Below are 21,897 nucleotides of genomic sequence, written 5' to 3' on the forward strand. Positions count from 1 at the left end.
CTGCTCTGTGAACAGAGGTTCGCGCTCAGCTCGTGGTCCCAGTACCTCGTGGTGAAAAGGCTAACACCAGCTCTTGCCAGTCGTGCATTCTTGTCTAACAATCTTAGGACCCGACGACTCCGGAGGCGCGATGCACACCGAGCCCGAGCAGCAGGCCCCAGCCGCCGATTCCGATCCGGACTGGCCGTTGGCGGCTACGCGGTGGGCCCAGATCACGTTGGCCGAGGACGATCCCGCGCACTTCGACGCGGACTTCTGGTTGCAGTTGATGCGCGACAGCAAGTCGAACGCGACCTGCATCAGCGCCGGCGGGTACGTCGCCTACTACCCGACGCGGCTCGAGTACCACCACCGCAGCAAGTACCTCGGCGACACCGACCCGTTCGGCACCCTGGTCGAGGGCGCCCGCAGCCTCGGCATGAGCGTGATGGCGCGTGTCGACCCGCACGCGATCCACGCCGACGCGGCCGAGGCGCATCCGGAGTGGCTCGCCCGCGACCGCGACGGCAACCCGATCGAGCACTGGGCGTATCCCGGCATCTGGCTGACCTGCGCGTTCACGTCGTACCACCGGGAGTTCATTACCGACGTGATCCGCGAGATCGTCCGCGACTACGGCGTCGACGCGGTCTTCGCGAACCGGTGGGAGGGGTACTACGGCATCTCCTACAGCGAGGCCGCGCGCAAGTCGTTCCGCGACGAGACCGGCCTCGAGTTGCCCGCCGCCGAGTACGCCGAAGGCTGGCCGGAGTACGTCGCCTGGCGCCACCGGAGACTCGGTGAACTCGTCGGCATCTGGGACCAGGCGGTCCGCGAACTCCGCCCGCATGCACGCTTCGTCCCGAACCTGGGTGCACTCGCCGCGCGCGACCTGGCCCGCGATCTGGCCGAGCCACTCGCGCCGCTGTTCATCATCGACAAACAAGGCCGGCACGGGATCGAGGCGCCCTGGGCCGCGGGCCGCAACGGCAAGCGCAACCGCGGCGTCTTCCCGGATCGGCCGGTCCGCCTGATCACGTCGGTCGGCCCGGAGCACCAGTACCGCTGGAAGGACTCGGTCGCGCCGGGCGAAGAGGTGAAGACCTGGATTGTCGACGGGTTCGCCCACGGCGCGCTGCCCTGGTTCACCAAGTTCAACGCGAGCGTGCCCGACCACCGCTGGGTGCAGCCGATTGTCGACGCCTTCAACCTGCACGCGACCGTCGAGCCGGTACTGCGCGACCTGCGCATCACCGCCGAGGTGGCCCTGCTCGACCCGACCCGCACGGGCCAACTCCACGCCGGCGACCACGATCACGAGGACGGCTTCTACCAGGCGCTGGTCGAGGCACGGGTCCCGTTCGAGTTCGTCTCCGACCAACTCCTGTCCGCCGAACGGCTCAGCCCGTTCAAGCTCGTCGTCCTCGCGAACGCCGAGCAACTCAGCGACGACCAGTGTGCGGTCCTGCGTGAGTACGTCGCCCAGGGCGGTTCACTCGTGGCGTCGTACCAGAGCTCCTTGTACGACGAACACGGGCAGGCGCGGGCGGACTTCGGACTCGGCGATGTGCTCGGGGTTCGGTTGAGCGAGCCGAGTCGTGCGGTCAAGAACAACTACATCGCGCTGATGGACGAGCATCCGCTGAACGCCGGCTTCGAGGGAACGACCCGCATCATTGGCGGCACCAACATCCTGGGCGTCGAGGCGACCGGGGTCGTTCCGTGGAGGTTCATCCCGGACTTCCCGGATCTGCCGATGGAGGAGGTGTATGCGCGGGAGGCGCCGGACCGGCCCGCGGTGATCTGCACCGAGAACGCGAACGGCGGCCGTACCGTCTACTTCCCGTTCAACCTCGGCGCGATCTTCTGGGAGGCGCTTCAGTCCGACCACGGCCGGCTGATCGCGAACGCCGTCGCCTGGGCGCTCGGCAAGGCGCCGGAGGTGACCGTCGAGGGCGCCGGCCTGGTCGACGTCGCGGTCCATCGCTGTGATTCCGGCGTGGCCGTTGCCTTGGTCAACCTGACGAACCCGATGGCGATGCGCGGCCCGATCCGCGAGACCCTCCCGCTGCCGCCCCAGCGTGTGTCGATCGCCGTACCAGATCGGCCGGTGAAGGTGCGGCTGCTGGTCGCCGGGGTGGATGTCGAGCCGACGGTCGTGGACAGTCGCGCGGAGATCGTCATCCCGACCGCGGGCCTGCTGGAGGTCGTGCATGTGGATTGGGGCGACGCATGAGGATCGGATTCGTCGGTCTCGGGGTGATGGGTCGGCCGATGGCAGCCAACTTGCTTGCCGCCGGCCACGAACTCTCGCTGTACCGCGGCCGTACCGATCTCGAGGGCCACGTCTGCCGCTCCGCGAAGGAGGCGGCCGAGCGGTCCGAGGTCGTCATCCTGATGGTCCCGGACACTCCCGACGTCGAGTCAGCGCTGTTCGGTCCTGACGGTGTGGCCGCGGGCCTCCGAGAGGGCTCGCTGGTGATCGACATGAGTTCGATCTCGCCGACCGCGACCGTCGGGTTCGCGGCGCGGATCGAAGAACTGGGCTGCGCCTACCTCGACGCACCAGTGTCAGGTGGGGAGGTCGGTGCGCGGGACGCGACGCTGACGATCATGGTCGGCGGGCGGCCGGAGGTGTTCGAGCGAGCCCGCCCGATCTTCGCGACGCTCGGCAAGAACATCACGTTGATCGGCGGCGCCGGCGCCGGCCAGACCGCGAAGGTCGCGAACCAGATCGTTGTCGCTCTGACCATCGAGGCCGTGGCCGAGGTACTGCTGTTCGCCAAGGCCGCCGGCGCGGATCCGGCCGTCGTCCGCGAGGCTTTGATGGGCGGCTTCGCGAGCTCCCGGATCCTCGAGTTGCACGGCGAGCGGATGGTGACGCAGACCTTCGACCCTGGGTTCCGGATCCGCCTGCACCGCAAGGATCTCGGCCTCGCCGTCCAGGCGGCCGCCGAGCTCGACCTGGCCCTGCCGAACACCGCCGCGACCCAGCAGTTGATGAACGCCGCCATTGCGGATGGCGACGGCGATCTCGACCACTCCGCGCTCTACCGCACGCTGCGCCGGGGGCCGGCATGAGGCTGTGGTGGCACGACCCGTTCCGGATGTTCCAGACCAACCTGCGCGAGATCGACGCCGGGCTGGATGTGGAGAAGGTGCTCGATTATCTGGAGGAGTTCGGCGCCAACACCTGGCTGCTGAGCGTCGGCGGGATCTTGTCGAACTACCCGACCGACCTCGACTTCCAGACCCGCAACCCGCACCTGGCCGAGCGTCCGTCCGGCGACCTGGTCGGCGACGCCGTGAAGGCGGCCGCGCGCCGCGGGATCCGGGTGATGGGCCGGATGGACTTCTCCAAGATCGACCACCGCCGCGCCGAGGCCCACCCGGACTGGTGTTTCGTCGGACCGCAGGGCGCGCGCCAGGTCTACAACGGCCTGACCAGCGTCTGCCCGAGCGGCGACTACTACCAGGTGAAGCTGTTCGAGGTCCTCGATGAAGTCCTCGATCGCTACCCACTCGACGGCTTCTTCTGCAACTGGATGTCGTTCAACGAGGTCGACTACAGCCGCGTGTACCACGGCGTCTGCCACTGCGTGTCCTGCCACGAGCGGTACGACGGGCGGCTGCCGGACGGGCGGGATTCACCGGGCTATGAGGACTGGCAACTGTTCTCGGCAACGGTTCTCGCCGACCTGACACAGCGGATCCGGGATCACCTCGCGGCACGTCGGCCCGAGGCGCCGCTCGTGCTCGGTGACCAGGCCGACATCGTGTTCCACGAGGCGAACAACGCCGTCGGCCGTCGCCTGTGGCACCACCGCACCAGCGAGGCCGTGAGTGCCGCGAAGACCTACCGCCCGACGGTCCCGGTGCTGACGAACTCGGTCGGGTTCGTGGACATGCCGTACCGGATGGCGAGCGAGGATCCTCATCACTTCGCGCAGTATTTGCTCCAGGCAATCGCTCGTGGCGCGAATCCGTCGACGTACATCATGGGGACGCCGTCGGACAATCCGTACGCCTGCCTGCAGGTCGCAGGGGAGCTGACCAGGTTCCATCGCGATCATGAGGACGTCTATCGCGACCTCGTGCCGGCCGCCGAGACCTTGCTGGTCAGGCCGAAGGAAGGCTCGACGCCCGAGTTCCAGGGGCTCTACCTGTCGTTGCTCCAGCGTCACGTGCCGTTCGATGTGTTGCCGGAGAAGCGGCTCCTCGACCTCGACCTGCGCCGTTATCGCGTGGCCGTGCTGCCCGATCTTGGAGTGGTCGAGCTCGGGGAGTACGACGGTGGGATTGTTGCCACGGGTGCCACAGAGGTGGAGCGACTGCCCGTGAGGCGGTTGGCGAGCTACGAGACCGAGGCAGCTACACGGGGGTTGCATCTCCAGGGTGGGGTGCCTGTGGTCGGGGCCTTTCACGTGGTCGAGGCCGGACCTGGTGTCGAGACGGGCTTGCCGGCGTTGTCGAGGGCGCCGTACGGGCCGCCGGAGAAGTGTCATGGGCAGGTGCAGCTCGAGCATCCGGGGGTCGTCAAGCGCGGCAACACAGTGCTGTTCCCGTGGACCATCGGCCGTTCGTACCGGGAGGTCGGGCTGGGTGTGCACCGGGATCTCTTTGTCGACGAGGTGATCGGGACCGGAGGACCGTCAATGGCGACGGACCTGCCGGAGCAGATCGAGATCGTGCTCGGCCGGTCCGCGGCCGGGACGGTCGTGCATCTGCTGAACAGATCGGGGGATACCGACCAGCGGTTCGCTCCGCCCGTCCCCGTCGGTCCGGCGCGGCTACGGCTGCCGGACGGTGTGCGGGAAGTCGAAGCGCTGCGGTCCGGTGAGCGCCTGCCGGTGACCGACGGCTGGGTGCAGGTGCCGGAGATCGGGTTGTTCGAAGCACTGATCTGTGTGTGAGGAGAGCGAGATGGATCGTCGAGGATTTCTCAAGCTGTCGCTGGCCACAGGACTCTCGGCGGCTGCGGTGGCCGGGTGTAGTGGTGGCGGTGGTGGGCCGTCGGGTGACGGCGGGAACGTGACGCTGCGCTATGCGTGGTGGGGCAACAACATCCGGCAGCAGAACTACACCAAGGCCCTGAAGCAGTTCAGTACGGCGAACCCGTCGATCGCGATCGAACCGGAGTTCGCGGAGTACACCGCGTTCCAGGAGCGGATGACGACCCAGATCGCGGCTCGCGACGTACCGGACATCTTCTGGATCGCGTCGCCGCAGGTGATGACGTACCACAAGAGCAAGTTGTACCGGAAGCTCGACGACGTCCCGACGCTGAACTGGGGCGACTACAGCAAGCAGGACCAGGAGACGTTCAAGCTGGCCGGCGAGCTGAACACGTTGCCGTTCGCAATCTTCACGCCGGTGATCCGCTACAACGAGACCGTCACCAAGGCCGACGGGGTCACGATCCCGGCCGAGGGTGCGGGCTGGACCTGGGACAGCCTCGCCGAGCTGCTGGTTGCCTACAGCAAGAACAACCCCGGCCAGCGGAAAGGTACGCCGTACGCACCGGACCACGACCTGACCTTCGAGGCGTGGCTGCGGCAGCGAGGCGAGCAGCTGTGGACCCAGGACGGTCAGGCCGGGTTCACCGTCGACGGACTGGCGAGCTGGCTCGACTGGTGGGACAAGCTGCGCAAGGCCGGCGGCGCGCTGTCGCTCAGCGAGCAGGAGGGGATGGGCCCGGACTGGGCGCAGGTGGGGAAGAAGGTCCTGGTGAACTTCGGCAACTCCAACCACATCATCGACGACGCGAAGATGTTCCCGAAGGAGAAGTTCCGGCTGCGTGCGGCGCCGATCGCGCCGACCGCGGAGGCAGGTCACAAGTACCTGTACTTCCCGCGGATGGCGATCTACCAGCGGATCGACGACGGCAACCTCGAGGCGGCCGGCAAGGTGCTCGACTACAACGCGAACAACCCCGAGATGCTGAAGACTGTCCGCCTGACCATGGGCGCACCGACGAATCCGAAGGTGGCCGAGCAGGCGAAGGCGTTCGCCAGCCCGGACGAGAAGGAGATGCTCGCCGTCGTCGAGAAGGAGCGGGCCGCCGAGCGCAAGCCGCGCTACGAGGCACCGCCGGGATCGAGCACCTGGCGTACGACGATGACCCGGATCTGCGAGGAGATCGCGCTCGGCAAGACGAGTGTCCCGGACGGCGCGAAGAAGTTGCTCGATGACGTGAACGCCGGGATCAAGCGGGCCGCATGAGGTCGCGGTCGGCGTTCCATCTCAACCGCCAGGGGAGGGCGGCGCACGTCTTCCTGATCCCCTGGCAGCTGGGCTTCCTGCTGATCACCGCGGTGCCGCTGTTCGCGTCGCTCTATCTGGCGTTCACGAACTACGACATCCTGAACCCGCCGGAGTGGACCGGGCTGGAGAACTTCCAGCGGATGATCCACGACGACCAGTTCTGGGCGTCGGTGAAGGTGACCCTGATCTACGTCGTGGTGTCGGTGCCGCTGCAACTCGGCTTCGCATTGCTGCTGGCACTGATCCTCGACCGCGGGCTGAGCGGACTCGCGTTCTACCGCAGCGCGTTCTACCTGCCGTCGCTGCTGGGGTCTTCGGTAGCTATTGCGATTCTGTGGCGGGAGATCTTCGGCGACGACGGACTGATCAACAAAGGGCTGGCGTTGATCGGGATCCACGGCGAGAGTTGGTTGCAGAACCCTCGCACTGCGCTGGCGACCTTGATCGTGCTCAACGTCTGGACGTTCGGGTCGCCGATGGTGATCTTCCTGGCGGGTCTGCGGCAGATCCCGGACGAGCTGTACGAGGCGGCGAAGGTCGACGGCGCCGGGGTGTGGCGGCAGTTCACCCACGTGACGGTGCCGCTGCTCACGCCGATCATCTTCTTCAACCTGATCCTCCAGACGATCGGCGCGTTTCAGACCTTCACCCAGGCGCACATCATCAGCGGTGGCACCGGCGGGCCGGCGAACTCGACGCTGTTCTACACGCTGTACGTGTATCAGCAGGGTTTCGTTGCGTTCGACATGGGCTACGCGTCCGCGCTCGCCTGGGTGCTGATGGTGGCGATCGCCGTCGTCACTGCACTGCACTTCCAGGTCTCGAAGTACTGGGTCTTCTACGGAGACAGCTGATGGCGACTCTGACCGCAGGTAAGGTGATCAGCAGCCCGGCGCCGGTCCGGCAGGGCCGGTTCCGGTCCGTCCTGAAGCACACCGGGCTGCTGGTCTTCGTGGCGTTCATGATCTATCCGCTGGTGTGGATGGTCGTGAGCGCCTTCAAACCGCCCGAGCAGATCCTGACCGAGCCGGGCATCATCCCGTCCGACCTGACATTCGAGAACTTCAAGGAAGGCTGGCATGCGCTGAACCGGCCGTTCTCGGTGTTCTTCGTCAACTCGCTGATCGTCACTCTCGGGTCGATTGCCGGCAATCTGTTCTCCTGCTCGTTGACGGCGTACGCGCTGGCCCGGCTGCAGTTCCGGATGCGGAAGGTGTACTTCGCGATCACGCTGGCCTCGGTGATGCTGCCGTTCCACGTGCTCGTGATCCCCCAGTACATCTTCTTCTCCCAGCTCGACCTGGTGAACACCTACTGGCCGCTGCTGATCCCGAAGTTCCTGGCCACCGATGCGTTCTTCGTCTTCCTGATGGTGCAGTTCATCCGGACCCTGCCGCGCGAGCTCGACCGGGCCGCCTGGATCGACGGTGCCGGCCCGTTCCTGACCTTCTGGTACGTCGTCCTGCCGCTGATGCGACCGGCGTTGGTGACCACTACGATCTTCACGTTCATCTGGACGTGGAACGATTTCTTCGTACCGTTGATCTACCTGACCAGGACGCAGGTGTTCACCGTGCCGGTGGCGCTGAACTCCATGGTCGATTCCGAGACCCAGAGTGGGGTGGGCATGCTGTTCGCGATGTCGTTGCTGTCACTGGTTCCGATCCTGATCTTCTTCGCGGTCGCGCAGAAGTACCTGATCCGCGGGATCGCCACCACGGGGCTGAAGTGATGAGGATCGTTGTGGTGGGCAAAGAGTCGCCGGTGTACGTCGAGGCGGCCGCCGGGGCCGAGCTGCGTTTCGTCGACTCCCTCGACGATGCGTCGGACCTGTTCGGTGAGATGGAGGCCGTGATCGGCCGGGTGCCGCCGCATGTGCTGGCGAAGGCGCCGAAGCTGCGGTGGGTGCACAGTCCGTCAGCCGGTGTCGACGCCGACCTGACGCCGGAGATGCTGGCGTCGCCTGTGGTGCTGACGTCGAGTGCGGGCAACGGCGGCATCTCGCTGGCCGAGCATTCGCTGCTGCTGATGCTCATGCTGAACCGCGACGTGCCGCGCTGGATGCGCGCCCAGGCGGAGCACCGATGGGACCACTTCGTCCACAGCGAGCTGGTCGGCTTGACGGTCGGCATCTACGGTCTCGGCAACTCCGGGATCGACCTCGCGCTGAAGGCGAAGGCGTTCCACATGCGGGTGCTGGGCGTACGTCGGCGCCCTGAGCAACCATCGCCGAACGTCGACGAGTTGTGCTCGCTGGACCAACTGCTGGCCGAATCGGACTTCGTCGTGGTCACAGCACCACGGACGCCCTCGACGGCAGGGGTGTTCGACTCCGACGCGTTCGCGCGGATGAAGTCGTCGGCGTACTTCATCTGCATCTCCCGCGGCGGGATCGCGGACGACGACGCCTTGCTGGAGGCGTTGCGGACCGGACAGATCGCGGGAGCCGGACTCGACGCGCACGGCGTGGAACCGTTGCCGCCGGAGAGCCCGTTCTGGTCGTTGCCCAACGTCATCGTCACGCCACACAACGGAGCCACCAGCACCGGTACGAGGCGCCGCAGCCAGGAGATCGTGGCCGAGAATCTGCGTCGTTTTGTCTCCGGCGAGCCGCTGCACAACATCGTCGACAAGTCCGCCGGATATTAGGGCGTGTCTCGCCCGTACACTTGCCTGACCAGTTGGATTCCACAGGGGGTGCAGTGAGTACCGAAGCGCGCCTGGAGCTCGGGCCGTCCTCGCTGACCGATGCGCTGTACGAGTCGGTTCGCAAGCGGATCGTGAACGGCGAGATCCCGCAGGGCGAGAAGCTCACCGAGGTTCGGCTGGCAGGCGAGTACAACGTGGCCCGGCCGACCGCGAAGGCGGCGCTGGAGCGACTCACTGCACTCGGCCTGCTCCGGCGTACGGCGCACAAAACGGCAGTCGTCCCGGTGCTCGACCAGGCCGAGATCCGGGACCTGTTCTTCAGCCGGATGACGATCGAGAAGGCGGCGGTGTCCGCGCTGGCCGCGACCGGCGAGGTGCCGGCCGACGCGGCCCGTGCGCAAGTGGCGATCGAGTACGCCGCTCGCGACCGTCTCTTCGAGAACCAGGTCGAAGCGGACATCGCGTTCCACACCGCTTTGGTCGCCGCGGTCGGGAGCCGGCGGTTGTCCCGGATGCACGAGCTGATCATCGGCGAGGTGCACCTGACGATGGGCCAGTACCAGGCCCACCGGAAGGCTGCGCCGACCACTGTGGCCGAGGAGCATGCCGCCATCCTCAAGGCGATCGAGGATGGGAATCCCGATGCAGCCGCCGAGCATCTCGCCTACCATCTCGAACAGGCCCAGGGCCGGCTGCTCACCACGCTGCAGCAGGCGTCAGACGAGGTCGTGCCGCAGTAGGACGGTGCGTCCGTCGAACGCGCGGGTCTCGGCCAGGCGCAGCGTGCGGCGACCGGTCGGCTGGTAGACGGGCTTGCCGCCACCCAGGATCACCGGGTGCACGATCACGTGGTACTCGTCGAGCAGCCCGAGCTCGGTCAAAGCAGCGGCGACCGTCGCGCTGCCGGTGAGCAGGATGTCCTTGCCCGGTGCGTCCTTGATCGCCCTGATCTCCTCGGCGGTCCGGACGATCCGGGTGTCCCAGTCCGCGCTCTCCAGCGTGGTCGACAGCACGACCTTCGGCGTCGTACGCCAGACCGGCGCGAACGCGACCGCGTGCTCATCCGGGTTCATCGACTCGGCGTTCGGCCAGTACGACGACATCAGCTCCCAGACCTTCCGTCCGTACAGGAAGGTGTCGGCCCGCTCCGTCAGCTCCATCGAGTACTCGCCCAGCTCCGGACCGAGCTCGGCCCAGTCGAACTCGCCGTTCGGTCCCTCGATGAACCCGTCCAGCGACTGGTGCACGTAGTACATGATCTTCCGCATGATGTCCTCCGGACGGTCTCTGCTTGTACCGTCTGGTCGGACCTGGCCGGTGGGCCTTGACATCGGATTCCAGGCATTGACGAAAGTCGGCGGGACAGGCAGGCTCGGGGTCGAACGGGCGGGTCTGGGGAGGGCCGGCTGCTCGTCGGGGGTTCAGACGCTCTCTGGGGTGAGGTTTCGCGCAACGCTCGACGGTCACGACCGGTTTGTGCGGCGCCGTGCTTTCACGTGCGCCGCTCCGCGACACAGCGAAAGGCCGGGGAGCCGACATGGGCACGATCGACAACTTGACGGAACGCACCCGCGGGCAGATCTTCACCGAAGGCGACGAGGGGTACGACGAGGGCCGCCGGGTTCGCAACGGCATGCATGACAAGCGTCCGCGGGTCATCGTGCGGTGTGAGAACGCCGGCGACGTGATGGCCGCGATCGATTTCGCGCGAACGAACGAGCTCGACCTTGCGATCCGGGGCGGAGGGCACAGCGTCCCTGGCTTCGGCACGGTCGACGACGGTGTGGTCATCGACCTCAGCGCCATGCGCGGGGTGCGGGTGGATCCGGCGACGCAGACGGCGCGGGCAGGCGGCGGCGCCACCTGGGGTGATCTCAACGACGCGGCGCACGCCTTCGGGCTCGCGGTCACCGGCGGCGTCGTGTCGACGACCGGTATCGGCGGACTGACCCTCGGCGGTGGAATCGGGTACCTCGCCCGCGGACTCGGGCTGTCCTGCGACAACCTGATCTCGGCGGATGTGGTGACTGCGGACGGGCAGTTCGTGGTCGCCAGCGAGAAGGACCACGAGGATCTCTTCTGGGCGTTGCGCGGCGGTGGCGGAAACTTCGGCGTGGTCACCGCGCTCGAGTACCGGTTGGCTCCGGTGTCGACGGTCTACGGCGGCCCGATGTTCTTCGAGATGTCGGACGCGACAGCGGTCGTGGCGGGCTTCCGCGACATGATCGGGGACGCACCCGAGCAGCTCGGCGGGTTCCCGGGCTTCCAGATCGCCCCGCCGCTGCCGTTCATCCCCGAGGATCGGCACGGCGACCACTTCGCGCTGATCGTGGGGTGCTGGGCCGGTGATCCGGACCGTGGCGAGGAGGAGATCTCGCGGTTCCGGGAGTTCGCTCCGGTGGTTGCCGAACATGTCGGGCCGATGCCGTACCCGGCGCTCAACAGCGCTTTCGACGCGCTCTACCCGACGGGTCTGCAGCACTACTGGAAGGCGAGCTTCGTCCGCGAGCTGACCGACGAGGCGATCCAGACGCACCTGCGCCACGCACCCAGCCTGCCGTCGGTGCACTCGACCGTGCACATCTACCCGATCGACGGAGCCGTGCACCGGGTGACCCCGGACGGCACCGCCTTCGCCTACCGTGACGCCAACTTCGCGACGGTGATCGCGGGCATGTGGCCGGACGCGGCGGACAACGAGGCGAACATCGACTGGGTGCGGTCGTACTACGACGACATCGCGCCGCACTCCGAGCCCGGCGGCTACATCAACTTCATGGCCGACGACGACCAGGGCCGGATCCGCGACAACTACCGGCAGAACTACGACCGGCTGGTCGAGGTCAAGCGCAAGTACGACCCGGGCAACCTGTTCCATCTGAACCAGAACATCGTGCCCTAGGCAACCAACGGCCGGCGCCGTACGACGGTTCGTCGTACGGCGCCGGCCGGGTTCGCTCAGAGGGTGAGCAGCCGCTGGAAGAAGGCGCGGTACTTCTGCAGCGCAGAGCGCAGGTCCTCGGTCGACGGCTCGCCGTCGGACCACTGCTTCTCCAGGCCCTGGTGCTGGCGTTCGAAGGACTCCGACAGGCGCTTGAGTACGTCGTCGACGAGGTTGTCCGCCTCGCTCACCGCATTGCGCGGATCGTCGACGAAGCCCTGCTGGATGACCTCCCACCGGCTTCGGTAGTCGACCATCAGGTCCGTGGCCAGCAACGGCTCGTCGGCCGCCGGTGCTTCCACGGCCTGCTCACCGGCCGCCGACGGACGCTCGTCGCCACTCATCAGCCGATCGTCGGTCGTGTCGTCCATCATCCGGTCGTCGGTCGTGTCGTCCATCAGGCGATCGTCCGTCGTGCCGTCCACCCGGCGGTCGTCCATCAGGCGATCGTCCGTCGTGCCGTCCACCCGGCGGTCGTCGGTCAGGTCGTCCGTCCGATCGTCGACAGGCTTGGCGTTCATCAGCCGGTCGTCGTCGGTCGTCCCGATCAGGCGATCGTCCTCGGTCGGCTCGTTCATGCGGCGGTCGTCGTGCATGGTCATGCTTGCTCCTTGGCGTCGGTCGGTTGCACGCGATGGCGTGCGGTCAGGTCGTCGCTGTCGGCCAGCAGGGCCTCGACGAGCGAGCGGTAAGCGGTGACGGCCTGGCGGAGATCTTCCGTGTCGGCCTCGCCGCGTTCCTGCGCGACGGCGATCCGGTGCGCGTCGCGATAGTGTGCCGCGACCTCCGGATGTTCCACCGAGATGTCGTTCACGCGCTGGTCGAACTCGTCGACCGGGTAGCCGGACTCGCGCATCATCCGCAGTACCAGCTGATCGGCGTCGGCCACCGCGGCCGCCGGCTGGTCGACGAAGCTCTGCTGAACCTGCGCCCACTCGACCCGGTAGGCCTCGGCGGACTCATGGCTCAGCGGCGTGATGTCGAGCTGCGAGACCCGGCGTTCACGTCCGCGCAGTTCACGTTCGGCGCTGCGACGATCGCCCGATTCCTCCACACTGCGCTCGTACTCCGGTCCGAACCGCTCACGCAGTTCGCCGGAACGTCTGCGTTGGTAGGCGAAGAACAGCGCGGCCGCCGCGAGCAGAACAACGACGATCACGACGATAGTCAGGACGGTACCCATCAGACCTCCAGTCCGATTCGACTGTGCGGACCTGCGATCTGGCGAACCGATCGCGAGGACCTGCGGCAGGCGGTCCCCAGCTCCGCCTCACATCCCCGAGGCCGGACCGGTACCCACGAAGTGCGCGCACAAGCATCCAGCCGGCCACCATTTGCAGGTGGGCCGGCTGGATGCGAGTGGAGCGGTCAGGCCTTCGGGGCCAGCTTGTGCACGACGATGCCGGACTTGAAGGTGGTGGTGCCGAGCAGGTCGAGGTGGGTGACGTCCACGCCCTGACCCTGGAACATGGTCTCGCCGTCGGCCACCACCGGGAAGATCCAGAAGTGGTACTCGTCGACCAGCTTGTTCTCCAGCAGCGTCTTCGAGAAGGAGCCGGTGCCGAACTTGATCAGGTTCCCGCCCTCGGTCTGCTTGAGCCGGGCGACCGCCTCGGCGGCGTCGCCCTCGAGCAGCTGGGCGTTCCAGGTCGTCTCCTTCAGCGTGCGGCTGGCGACGTACTTCGGCATCGCGTTGAAGGCGTCGGTGTACGGGTCGCCGCTGCGCTGCGACCAGGCCTCGGCGAACGCTTCGTAGGTGGCCCGGCCCAGCACCTGGGCGTCGACCCCGTCCATCAGGGCCACCGAGTAGGCGCTGTGCTCGTCGTCCCAGTACGGCGCACTCCAGTTCTGCGGGTTGTCGATGGCGCCGTTCAGGGTCATGAAGGTGGATTCGATCAGCTTCCTCATGGGTCTTTCCCTTTCTTACTGTTGGTAAGGACGCTTCAAGCGCGCGTCCCGGAGCGCTTCGGCCCACCAGACGAGCTGGTCAAGCATGATCTTGGCGCCGGCTTCGTAGCCGGCGGTAGGCCGGGGCCAGTTACCGTCGGCGGTGAACTGTTCCCAGTAGCAGGGCAGGGCAACGGTGTTGCGGATGGTGACGGCCTGGAGCTCGGTGAAGACCTGTCGCAGTTGCGCGGCGGCGCACCGGCCACCGGATTCCCGGCCGTAGCTGACGATCGCGACCGGCTTGGCGTGCCACTCCTCGTAGTACCAGTCCAGTGCGGTCTTCAGCGGTGCCGGAAAGCTGCAGTTGATCTCCGGCGTCACCACCGCGAACGCATCCGCGGCGGCCAGCCTCGGTGCGAGTACTGCGACCTCCGCCGGCGTCTCGTCGTCGGTGTCGGGCAGTGTCGCCGGCAGAGCGGCGGTGGCCAGGTCGACCAGGTCGACCTCGAACTGCTTGGCCGCCTGCCGGGCCAGCCAGTGTGCGACGGTCGGTCCGAACCGGCCGTTGCGGGTGCTGCCGATGATCACTGCCAGTCGCATCGTCCTGCCTCCTTTCCGGTGCTTCAGACTCTGCCGGATCCCGTTTACGGTTTCTTTCCGGTCACCGCCGGCCGGGGCGGAAAGATAGGGTGCGGCCATGCGCTTCGGGGTGCTCGGACCGGTCACCGCCTGGACGGACGCGGGGGAGCCCGTCACCATCCCAGGCCTGAAGGTGCGCGCCCTGCTGGCGGACCTCCTCGTCCACGAGGGCCGACCGGTCCCGGCTGACCGGCTGATCGACGACCTGTGGGGCTCGGACCTGCCCGGCAACCCGTCCGGCACGCTGTCCGCCAAGGTGTCGCAGCTCCGCCGTGCCTTCGAGGACGCGGAGCCCGGCAGCCGCGTCCTGGTCAAGTCGGGTCCGGCCGGCTACTCGCTCACCGTCGACAGCTCGTCGTACGACGCCTTGACGTTCGCGGAGCGGGTCGACGCCGGCCGACTCGACGAGGCGCTTGCTCTCTGGCGTGGTCCGGCGTACGCCGACTTTGCCGACGAGGCATTCGTGGAGACGGCTGTCGCGCGGCTCACCGAGCAGCGGTTGGCAGCGCTCGAGCGTGCTGAGGTGCCGGTGAGTGAGCTGTCCGTCCTGGTTGCGGAGCATCCGCTGCGTGAGGGGTTGCGGGCCGCGCACATGAGGGCGCTGTATCGGGCCGGACGCCAGAGCGAGGCGTTGGAGAGCTACGAGCACTTGAGGCAGCTGCTGTTGGACGAGCTGGGGCTGGACCCGAGTCCTGAGCTGGTGGCTCTGCAGCAGTCGATCCTGACGCAGGACCTGCCGAACGCGCGGACCAACCTTCCGGCGCAGCTGACCGAGCTGGTCGGGCGTTCGGAGGCGTTGCCGGAGGTGAGCTCGGGCCTCCAGTCTTCACGGCTGGTGACGCTGACCGGGCCTGGGGGAGTCGGCAAGACACGGTTGGCTCTGGCGGCTGCAGCGTCGGTCGCGGACCGGTTCCCGGATGGGGTCCTGCTGGTTGAGCTGGCGGCTGTGACGCCTGCTGCTCGCTCGGTGCGGAACGCATTGACGGACTCGGTGCAGGCGGCCCTGGATCTGCGGGACAGCGCCGGTCCTGCTGACGCTGTGGTTGAGCGGCTGGCGGCTGTCATGGGGACGCGGCTCCTGGTGCTGGACAACTGCGAGCAGGTCGTTGCGGAGGTTGCTGAGCTGACTGACCGCTTGCTGGCGGCCGCGCCGGGTCTTCGGGTGCTGGCGACCAGCCGTGAGCCACTCGGTCTGGCCGGTGAGGTGGTCTGGACTGTGCCGCCGCTGGAGGTGCCGTCGCCTGCGCTCGGGTTCGACGCGGTGGGTGAGTGCAGTGCGGTGCAGTTGTTCGTCACTCGCGCGGCTGCAGCGTCTCGTGACTTCACGTTGTCCGCTGAGACCGTTGCCGACGTGTCTGTGCTGTGCCGGCGGCTGGATGGGATCCCACTGGCGCTGGAGCTCGCTGCGACCCGGGTACGCGCACTCGGGGTCCGTGGGCTCGTGGCGCGGCTGGATGACCGGTTCCGGCTGTTGGCGACCGGACACCGCGGTGCTGCGCCGCGTCAGCAGACACTGCTCGCGATGATCGACTGGAGCTGGGAGCTGCTCGATCCGGATGAGCAGTCCGTTCTGCGGAAGCTCGCCGTACACGCTGATGGATGTACGGCGGAGGCTGCGGCGGCGGTGTGCGGGGAGGCCGACGTACTGGATGTGTTGATCCGTCTGGTGGACCGGTCGCTCGTCGTACCGGTGCATGGGGTGGAAGGGCCGCGGTACAGGTTGTTGGAGTCGGTGGCGGCGTACTGCGTGGAGAAGCTGCGGGCCACGGGCGAGCTGGATGCGGTGCGGCAGCGGCACCTGGACTACTACGTGGAGCTGGCTGAGTCGGCCCGTCCGCACCTGTACGGCGGGGAGCAGAGCCGATGGTTGCAGTTGCTGGACGAGGACGCTGCCAACCTGCGGACCGCACTGGACCGGGCGGTGGCTGTCGGGCGGCTGGATCTGGGTGAGCGATTGGTGGATGCGCTGGCCTGGTACTGGTTCCTACGTGGACGGTTGGCCGAGGCTCAGCGGTCGCTGGAGGCGGTGCCCGGTTCTCCGCGGGTTGAGGCCTGGCGGGTTGGGTTCCTGTATCTGCAGGGTGACCCGCGAGCGCCGGGCGAACGAGACCGATGGATCGAGACGGCCGACGCACGTGGACAATGGTGGATCGCCCACACGGGCAGCGATGTGGGCGACCTGGCGACCCCTCTGACGTTGCTGGAGCGGTCCTTGAAAAGCTTCGAGGCCGACGGCGACCAGTGGGGTGTAGCCGCCGCGCTGGCGTCCAGGTCCAAGCACTCACATGTGCGATCCGATCTTGCTGCTATGCACGCGGATGCTTCGGAGAGCGCTCGCATCTTCCGGTCGTTGGGGGACCGGTGGGGCATGCTGCAGGCGTTGAGCTGGCTCGGTGCGCGTGCGGAGCGCGCCGGAGACTTCGGCGAGGCGGAACGCCTGCAACTCGAGGGCGTTCAGCTGGCCGAGGAGCTCGGGCTCTGGCCGGAGGTCGCCTCGGCCTTGGGCGGTCTCGGTTGGACGTCGATACGGCAAGCCCGCTACGACGCCGCCAGGTCGCAGGGTGAGCGCGCGCTGCGGCTCGCGACAGAGCAAGGACAGCGCGCGGCGCAGGCACTGGCCGAGATCGTCCTCGGCTTCGCTGCCCGTCGCAGCGGCGACCTCGACGAGGCCGAGCGGTGGTTGCGGGCGCTGGTCGCCTCGGCCCGCCGGCAGAACGAGCCGGTGCTCTACCTGTCGATGGTCCTCGAGGAGCTGGGGTTCCTCCTCGAGCTCCGCGGCGAGTACGCCGAGGCGCTGGAGTCGCACAAGGAGGCCTTCCGGATCTCCACCGAGTACGACTCGCTCCGCAGCATGTGCTGGGCGCTGGAGGGCATCGCTGCCTGTCTCCCCGACAAGACGGTCGCCGCCAAACTTCTGGGCGCCGCCGCCGCGACCCGGGCCACCGACCCGCAACTGGCGGCCACGGTCGATCTCACGGATCTGGACCGCGCCATCGAGACCGTCCGCTCTGCCTTGGGCGACGCCGCCTACGCGGAGGCGTACGCCGCCGGTGCCGCCCTCAGACCGCAGGAGGCCTTCCAGCTGCTGTGATCCAGTTGGCCACCAGATGTTCTGTGGTTGAGATTATTTGCCCAGCGAAGTAGTTTTGCTGTCGACGAACCATCCCCACAGGCAAGGTGAACCATGGACTACGGCCACGAGCTGGTCTTCGGCACGTTCCTGACCCCTACGGTCGACAATCCCGCGCGGGTGATCGCGCTCGCCCAGCTGACCGAGCAGGTCGGCCTCGATCTGGTCAGCTTCCAGGACCACCCGTACCAGCCGCGTCTGATGGACGCCTGGACCCTGCTGTCCGTCGTCGCCGCGCAGACCCAGCGCGTGAAGGTCACGACGAACGTCGCCAACCTGCCGCTGCGCCACCCGATCGTCCTGGCCCGCAGCGTCGCCACGCTCGACCTGATCACCGGCGGCCGCGTCGAGCTCGGTCTCGGCGCCGGCGGTTTCCTGGACGCCGTGGCCGCCAACGCCGGCCCGCGCCTGACCACCGGCCAGAGCATCGCCGCATTGGAGGAGGCCATCGCGATCATGCGCGAGGTCTGGACTCCGACCGGCGGTGGCATCCGGCTGCCCGGCAAGCACTACCCGGTCGCCGGCGCCAAGCGCGGCCCGCAACCCGCCCACGATGTGGAGATCTGGCTGGGTGCCTACAAGCCGCGCATGCTCGCCGTCACCGGCCGGCTCGCCGACGGCTGGCTTCCGAGCAGCGCGTACGCCGGACCCGACGAACTGGCGGCGATGAACAAGATCATCGACGAGGCCGCGGTGGATGCCGGCCGCGATCCCGCGTCAGTACGGCGTCTGTACAACCTGTCCGGACGGTTCGAGGGGAATGGTGGCTTCCTGCAAGGGCCCGAGGAGGTGTGGATCGACCAGCTCACCGACCTGACGCTGGGCGAGGGGATGAGCACGTACATCCTCGGCTCCGACGACCCCGATGACATCCGGCGCTTCGCCGAGGTGGCCGCCGGCGTCCGCGAGTCCGTCGACACCGCACGCTCAACCGGCCGGCGCGTCGAGACAGCAGCTGCTCCGGTGCGGTCCGATGGGTTCACCGTCGTACCGACTCCACCTCCCGCTGTACGACGGAGCGCCGTACAACTGCTGGACGAGTCGGAGCGGCCGACCGGTCCGGCGCTGGATCCGTCCCGGACGTATACGCCGTACCAGCTCTCGTCGGGTCAGCATCTGATCGAGGTGCACGATCATCTGCGGGCCGAACTGGAGCAGATCCGCGACCTCGTCGAGCAGGTCGCCGCCGGTTCGCTCGGTGTCGGGCAGGCGCGGTCGCACATCAACACGATGACGATGCGGCAGAACAACTGGACCCTCGGCACGTACTGCGAGTCCTACTGCCGGCTGGTCACCACGCACCATTCGATCGAGGACGCTTCACTCTTCCCGCACTTGCGCCGAGCCGATCCCGAACTCGTCCCGGTCGTTGATCGCCTGCAGGAGGAGCACCGCGTCATCCACGACGTCCTCGAGGGCGTCGACAAGGCACTCGTCGCTTTGGTCGACGGCTCCGGCAACCTGGACGGTCTCCGTGCGGCAGTCGATCTCCTGGACGACACGCTGCTCTCCCACCTGTCCTACGAAGAGCGCGAACTGGTCGAGCCGCTGGCACGGCTCGGCGTGATGTGAGGTCGCTACTTCGCCTCGCCGAGCAGTGAGGCGAGGATGTCGAGGAGGCGGAGGGTGGGGGCTTCGCCGAGCAGCCGGGCGGCCGAGGTGGCGGGCTCGGCGATCAGCCGGACCTGGAGGAGTTTGAAGTCGCGGAGGTTGGCCGGGTTGACCAGGTCGCGGTGGACGGCGGACAGGAACTCGGCGCCGGCGGCGGCGTTGGTGTACGTCATCCGGATGAAGCTGTCGCTGACGGGGTAGAGGAACGGCCGCTTCAGGTGCAGCAGCTTCGACTTCTTCGCCTGGCCGAAGCCACGGTGGCCGGAGAACTTCTCGTCCAGCGCCATGGCCGCCTCGAACAGGTCACTGCCCGGCGCCGCGTCCTCGAGCCGCGCGTCGACCGGGATCGCGGCGAACTCCTTCTCCGCCTCGACCTCCAGCAGCCACGGGATGTCCTGCGCCCGCAGGTCCGCGCCGATCACCATCATCCGGCCCAGGTCCGACAGCGTCACGTGGTTCGGTTCGGCGCCACCGACAAGCGTCATCCCCGGCAGACCGTCGTAGTACCGCAGTACGGCGCCGTTGGTTTCGGCGTACAGCCGTAGCTGGGCGATCGCCTCGTCGACGACGATCTTCCGAGTACCGATGTTCATGAGCCACACCCTCACACTCTTGGTGGCAGACCCGCCAGCGGGCGGACCATATTCCGAACGAATCCTCACTCCGTTTCCGCAGATCGTAGGCGACCCCGCGCTCACCCACACGCCAGGGTCACTTCCCGTGATCCACAGCCGGTAATCATCGGCTCCCCAGTGCCCCCGTCTCCACGGACTCTCAGTCGCAAACTTTCAACCGCGCGTGCCGGGGAGGCCCTGCGGGAGATGGCTGCCGAGGTAGGCGCCGAGGACGGGCCAGGGGATGGTGAAGAGGAGGAAGAAGAACGTGAGGCCGCCCAGCGCGTCCTGTACGGCGGGCCTGGGCGTTGGGGATGCCGGAGGCGGGGGAGTCGCCGTCCAGGAGCCAGACGCCGGCTTCGTCGTACCAGCGAATGGATTCGGGGATGGCGACCGTGAGGATGGCCAGGCGAGAGGTGAGGAGTACGGCGGCTCCGTACTCGAGGCCGGTCCGGAAGGAGCGTGCTCGGCGGGCGGCGGTCAGTGCTACTCCGCCGAACAGAAGCTGTGGTGCGCCGACGAGGACGGCGGCGAGGAGGCCGGTGCGGTGACCGGCGAGCATCAGCCTTGAGGCGGTGAAGGTGAGAAGTGCGACGAGGACTGCTGACCCAGCACCGACCAGCAGCGGTCCGCGACCCCATCCGGTGCGTACGGCGGCCCACGCGCAGCCGAGGGGCGAAACGGCGGCGTTCTCTTGGATCGTCGATGCTGGCGAGTTCGGCGCGCATGGCGGCTCCCCAGTCCGCCCTCGCGCCGCGCCGTCCCGCGGTCGACCAGGAGGCGTGGCGGGCCGGCAGATCCGGGCCGGTTGCTGCTCGGGCTGAGTGGTAGACGATCGCGGCCGCGGCCAGAAGCCACGGGGTCAGCAAGACCAAGCCGGCCGCCACAGCCGCCTTCATCGTCAGGCACCCGCTATCTGGGGCTTTGGGGTGCGGCTGGGTTTCGCGGCTTCGCGCCGGAGGTCGGCGACGTACTGCGCGCCGTCTGCTGACAGCCGATACAGATGACGCGCCGGGCGTCCGAGCGGCGCGTCGGCTTCCCACCGCGCATCAAGCTGCCCTCGCTCGGCGAGGCGGATCAGGATCGGATACACCGTGCCCGCCTTGAGCCCGGTCGCCCGGCACAACTCATACCCATGCACCCACGCGGGCGCCTCCTCCGCCAGCGCCCACAGTACCGCCAACGTCTGCCCAGAAGGCCGCCGAATCCGCCCCATACCCCTCAATGTCTACCTATATAGACTTACCTGTCAACGCCCACCGCCGCTCGATGGCTGCAGATCTTGTGGACTTGGGGATTGTTGTGGTGGGCAACGGGTTGTAAATGGGTTGAGGGCGGTGGTGGGGATGCTCATGATGGGCGCATGACTACGACGACTGTGCGTGTGGTGCTGTTGAACCTGGGGGCCGGATCGGCGGCCCGGGTTCAGCAGCAGGCGGGTCGTTGGGGAGGGTCCAGCTTCGGTCAGTCGTGACCGCGGCGTTGGTCGCCGGGCTGTTGGCCGGGTACGGGATCGCCATGCCGGTCGGGCCCGTGGGGACCTATCTCGTGGCGCTGAGTGCGCGGAGTTCGTTGCGGGTCGCGGCCTGTGCCGCGTTGGGGATCGCGTCGGCCGACGGCATCTACGCGTTGGTCCCCGCGGCCGCCGGGTCCGCGTTGGCGCCGCTCCTCGTGCCGATCGTGACGCCGTTGCGGTGGGTTTCGCTCGTGGTCCTGCTGGGTCTCGCCGCGATGGGAGCCATCAGGGCGGTACGCCGGTATCGCGCGCACAGGCTGACCGGGATCAGCCAGGAGATGCCGGTTGCCGGACGTACGGCGTACTTCGGGATGCTCGGGATGACGCTGCTCAGTCCGATGACGGTGATCTACTTCGCCGCGTTGGTCCTCGGCGGATCCGGGTCGCCCGATCCAGCCGTGGTCGAACGCGTCGTCTTCGTACTGGCCGCGTTCGTCGCCTCCGCCAGCTGGCAACTCCTCCTCGCCTCCGGCGGCGCCCTACTAGGCCGAGCCCTCACCGGCCACCTCGGCCGCCTACTAACCGCGCTGGCCTCCAGCACCGTCATCAGCGCCCTCGCCATCCGCCTGATCGCCTAGCCCACAACGGCTCGTCGCGGACCTGGGCCACTCAACAACCCCGGGGATCGGCCGGAGTCGGCGGATCGTTGAGCGTGCGGAGCCCGGGG

General features: G+C 67.7%; 20 protein-coding genes. 13 read left to right on the plus strand and 7 right to left on the minus strand.

Features of this window, described 5'->3' with window-relative positions; translation table 11 throughout:
- Positions 1 to 130: 130 nt before the first annotated feature.
- Genes OG817_RS07630 through OG817_RS07665 form a run of 8 tightly spaced genes read left to right on the plus strand, consistent with a single transcriptional unit; the run spans position 131 to position 9,632 of the window.
- Complete coding sequence (locus tag OG817_RS07630; protein WP_406053001.1) at positions 131 to 2,215, plus strand: alpha-amylase family protein; 2,085 nt, start codon at positions 131 to 133, stop codon at positions 2,213 to 2,215.
- Positions 2,212 to 3,060, plus strand: coding sequence for a 2-hydroxy-3-oxopropionate reductase (locus OG817_RS07635; RefSeq protein WP_406053002.1), 849 nt, complete (start codon positions 2,212 to 2,214; stop codon positions 3,058 to 3,060). The genes OG817_RS07630 and OG817_RS07635 overlap by 4 nt, the downstream gene beginning before the upstream one ends.
- Positions 3,057 to 4,892: an alpha-amylase family protein gene (locus OG817_RS07640; RefSeq protein ID WP_406053003.1), complete on the plus strand. Its 1,836-nt coding sequence runs from the start codon at positions 3,057 to 3,059 to the stop codon at positions 4,890 to 4,892. The genes OG817_RS07635 and OG817_RS07640 overlap by 4 nt, the downstream gene beginning before the upstream one ends.
- Before the next feature lie 10 nt (positions 4,893 to 4,902).
- Entirely contained in the window at positions 4,903 to 6,201 is a 1,299-nt protein-coding gene (locus tag OG817_RS07645) for an ABC transporter substrate-binding protein (RefSeq protein ID WP_406053004.1), read from the plus strand.
- Entirely contained in the window at positions 6,198 to 7,097 is a 900-nt protein-coding gene (locus OG817_RS07650) for a carbohydrate ABC transporter permease (RefSeq protein WP_406053005.1), read from the plus strand. Before OG817_RS07645 ends, OG817_RS07650 begins: the two co-directional genes overlap by 4 nt.
- Complete coding sequence (locus tag OG817_RS07655; protein ID WP_406053006.1) at positions 7,097 to 7,975, plus strand: carbohydrate ABC transporter permease; 879 nt, start codon at positions 7,097 to 7,099, stop codon at positions 7,973 to 7,975. The genes OG817_RS07650 and OG817_RS07655 overlap by 1 nt, the downstream gene beginning before the upstream one ends.
- Positions 7,975 to 8,892 carry a D-2-hydroxyacid dehydrogenase gene (locus tag OG817_RS07660; protein ID WP_406053007.1) on the plus strand — a complete coding sequence of 306 codons (918 nt, stop codon included), beginning with the start codon at positions 7,975 to 7,977 and terminating at the stop codon, positions 8,890 to 8,892. The genes OG817_RS07655 and OG817_RS07660 overlap by 1 nt, the downstream gene beginning before the upstream one ends.
- Before the next feature lie 53 nt (positions 8,893 to 8,945).
- Complete coding sequence (locus OG817_RS07665; RefSeq protein WP_360458422.1) at positions 8,946 to 9,632, plus strand: GntR family transcriptional regulator; 687 nt, start codon at positions 8,946 to 8,948, stop codon at positions 9,630 to 9,632.
- On the opposite strand, the gene OG817_RS07670 is transcribed toward OG817_RS07665, so the two are convergent.
- On the minus strand, positions 9,609 to 10,160 hold the full coding sequence (locus OG817_RS07670; protein ID WP_406053008.1) for a dihydrofolate reductase family protein: 552 nt from the start codon (positions 10,158 to 10,160) through the stop codon (positions 9,609 to 9,611). The two genes, OG817_RS07665 and OG817_RS07670, sit on opposite strands and share 24 nt — an antisense overlap.
- A gap of 269 nt (positions 10,161 to 10,429) precedes the next feature.
- On the opposite strand from OG817_RS07670, the gene OG817_RS07675 reads away from it, so the two are divergent.
- Positions 10,430 to 11,794 carry an FAD-binding oxidoreductase gene (locus OG817_RS07675; protein WP_406053009.1) on the plus strand — a complete coding sequence of 455 codons (1,365 nt, stop codon included), beginning with the start codon at positions 10,430 to 10,432 and terminating at the stop codon, positions 11,792 to 11,794.
- Positions 11,795 to 11,850: 56 nt separating this feature from the next.
- Here OG817_RS07675 and OG817_RS07680 read toward each other — a convergent pair whose 3' ends face one another.
- The 4 genes from OG817_RS07680 to OG817_RS07695 form a co-directional block, all read right to left on the minus strand.
- Entirely contained in the window at positions 11,851 to 12,435 is a 585-nt protein-coding gene (locus tag OG817_RS07680; protein WP_406053010.1) for a hypothetical protein, read from the minus strand.
- Entirely contained in the window at positions 12,432 to 13,016 is a 585-nt protein-coding gene (locus OG817_RS07685; RefSeq protein WP_360450863.1) for a hypothetical protein, read from the minus strand. The genes OG817_RS07680 and OG817_RS07685 overlap by 4 nt, the downstream gene beginning before the upstream one ends.
- A gap of 185 nt (positions 13,017 to 13,201) precedes the next feature.
- On the minus strand, positions 13,202 to 13,741 hold the full coding sequence (locus OG817_RS07690; protein ID WP_406053011.1) for a dihydrofolate reductase family protein: 540 nt from the start codon (positions 13,739 to 13,741) through the stop codon (positions 13,202 to 13,204).
- Positions 13,742 to 13,756: 15 nt separating this feature from the next.
- Positions 13,757 to 14,320 (minus strand): NADPH-dependent FMN reductase, encoded by a 564-nt coding sequence (locus OG817_RS07695; RefSeq protein WP_406053012.1) that lies wholly within the window; start codon positions 14,318 to 14,320, stop codon positions 13,757 to 13,759.
- Positions 14,321 to 14,417: 97 nt separating this feature from the next.
- On the opposite strand from OG817_RS07695, the gene OG817_RS07700 reads away from it, so the two are divergent.
- Entirely contained in the window at positions 14,418 to 17,450 is a 3,033-nt protein-coding gene (locus tag OG817_RS07700; RefSeq protein WP_406053013.1) for a BTAD domain-containing putative transcriptional regulator, read from the plus strand.
- Between the two features lie 93 nt (positions 17,451 to 17,543).
- On the plus strand, positions 17,544 to 19,061 hold the full coding sequence (locus OG817_RS07705; protein WP_406053014.1) for an LLM class flavin-dependent oxidoreductase: 1,518 nt from the start codon (positions 17,544 to 17,546) through the stop codon (positions 19,059 to 19,061).
- 5 nt (positions 19,062 to 19,066) lie between these two features.
- Here the strand turns inward: OG817_RS07705 and OG817_RS07710 are convergent, their stop codons facing one another.
- A complete protein-coding gene (locus OG817_RS07710) occupies positions 19,067 to 19,693 on the minus strand; it encodes a DUF6308 family protein (RefSeq protein ID WP_360450851.1) in 627 nt (208 codons plus the stop codon).
- Between the two features lie 265 nt (positions 19,694 to 19,958).
- On the opposite strand from OG817_RS07710, the gene OG817_RS07715 reads away from it, so the two are divergent.
- A complete protein-coding gene (locus tag OG817_RS07715) occupies positions 19,959 to 20,285 on the plus strand; it encodes a hypothetical protein (protein ID WP_406053015.1) in 327 nt (108 codons plus the stop codon).
- A gap of 330 nt (positions 20,286 to 20,615) precedes the next feature.
- Here OG817_RS07715 and OG817_RS07720 read toward each other — a convergent pair whose 3' ends face one another.
- Complete coding sequence (locus OG817_RS07720; RefSeq protein WP_406053016.1) at positions 20,616 to 20,930, minus strand: PadR family transcriptional regulator; 315 nt, start codon at positions 20,928 to 20,930, stop codon at positions 20,616 to 20,618.
- Positions 20,931 to 21,184: 254 nt separating this feature from the next.
- Here OG817_RS07720 and OG817_RS07725 point away from each other — a divergent pair, with 254 nt between their 5' ends.
- Entirely contained in the window at positions 21,185 to 21,808 is a 624-nt protein-coding gene (locus OG817_RS07725) for a LysE family transporter (RefSeq protein ID WP_406053017.1), read from the plus strand.
- Positions 21,809 to 21,897 lie beyond the last annotated feature (89 nt).

Origin of the sequence: Kribbella sp. NBC_00889 (assembly GCF_045207705.1) — a bacterium.
Lineage (GTDB): Bacteria > Actinomycetota > Actinomycetes > Propionibacteriales > Kribbellaceae > Kribbella.

What these genes read in the sequence shown, in the direction of transcription:
- OG817_RS07695 (WP_406053012.1), bottom strand. Translation starts at nt 14,320, where the DNA reads ATGCGACTGGCAGTGATCATCGGCAGCACCCGCAACGGCCGGTTCGGA.
- OG817_RS07720 (WP_406053016.1), bottom strand. Translation starts at nt 20,930, where the DNA reads ATGGGGCGGATTCGGCGGCCTTCTGGGCAGACGTTGGCGGTACTGTGG.
- OG817_RS07680 (WP_406053010.1), bottom strand. Translation starts at nt 12,435, where the DNA reads ATGACCATGCACGACGACCGCCGCATGAACGAGCCGACCGAGGACGAT.
- OG817_RS07690 (WP_406053011.1), bottom strand. Translation starts at nt 13,741, where the DNA reads ATGAGGAAGCTGATCGAATCCACCTTCATGACCCTGAACGGCGCCATC.
- OG817_RS07630 (WP_406053001.1), top strand. Translation starts at nt 131, where the DNA reads ATGCACACCGAGCCCGAGCAGCAGGCCCCAGCCGCCGATTCCGATCCG.
- OG817_RS07685 (WP_360450863.1), bottom strand. Translation starts at nt 13,016, where the DNA reads ATGGGTACCGTCCTGACTATCGTCGTGATCGTCGTTGTTCTGCTCGCG.
- OG817_RS07645 (WP_406053004.1), top strand. Translation starts at nt 4,903, where the DNA reads ATGGATCGTCGAGGATTTCTCAAGCTGTCGCTGGCCACAGGACTCTCG.
- OG817_RS07675 (WP_406053009.1), top strand. Translation starts at nt 10,430, where the DNA reads ATGGGCACGATCGACAACTTGACGGAACGCACCCGCGGGCAGATCTTC.
- OG817_RS07640 (WP_406053003.1), top strand. Translation starts at nt 3,057, where the DNA reads ATGAGGCTGTGGTGGCACGACCCGTTCCGGATGTTCCAGACCAACCTG.
- OG817_RS07660 (WP_406053007.1), top strand. Translation starts at nt 7,975, where the DNA reads ATGAGGATCGTTGTGGTGGGCAAAGAGTCGCCGGTGTACGTCGAGGCG.
- OG817_RS07715 (WP_406053015.1), top strand. Translation starts at nt 19,959, where the DNA reads ATGGTGAAGAGGAGGAAGAAGAACGTGAGGCCGCCCAGCGCGTCCTGT.
- OG817_RS07635 (WP_406053002.1), top strand. Translation starts at nt 2,212, where the DNA reads ATGAGGATCGGATTCGTCGGTCTCGGGGTGATGGGTCGGCCGATGGCA.
- OG817_RS07670 (WP_406053008.1), bottom strand. Translation starts at nt 10,160, where the DNA reads ATGCGGAAGATCATGTACTACGTGCACCAGTCGCTGGACGGGTTCATC.
- OG817_RS07650 (WP_406053005.1), top strand. Translation starts at nt 6,198, where the DNA reads ATGAGGTCGCGGTCGGCGTTCCATCTCAACCGCCAGGGGAGGGCGGCG.
- OG817_RS07705 (WP_406053014.1), top strand. Translation starts at nt 17,544, where the DNA reads ATGGACTACGGCCACGAGCTGGTCTTCGGCACGTTCCTGACCCCTACG.
- OG817_RS07710 (WP_360450851.1), bottom strand. Translation starts at nt 19,693, where the DNA reads ATGAACATCGGTACTCGGAAGATCGTCGTCGACGAGGCGATCGCCCAG.
- OG817_RS07655 (WP_406053006.1), top strand. Translation starts at nt 7,097, where the DNA reads ATGGCGACTCTGACCGCAGGTAAGGTGATCAGCAGCCCGGCGCCGGTC.
- OG817_RS07700 (WP_406053013.1), top strand. Translation starts at nt 14,418, where the DNA reads ATGCGCTTCGGGGTGCTCGGACCGGTCACCGCCTGGACGGACGCGGGG.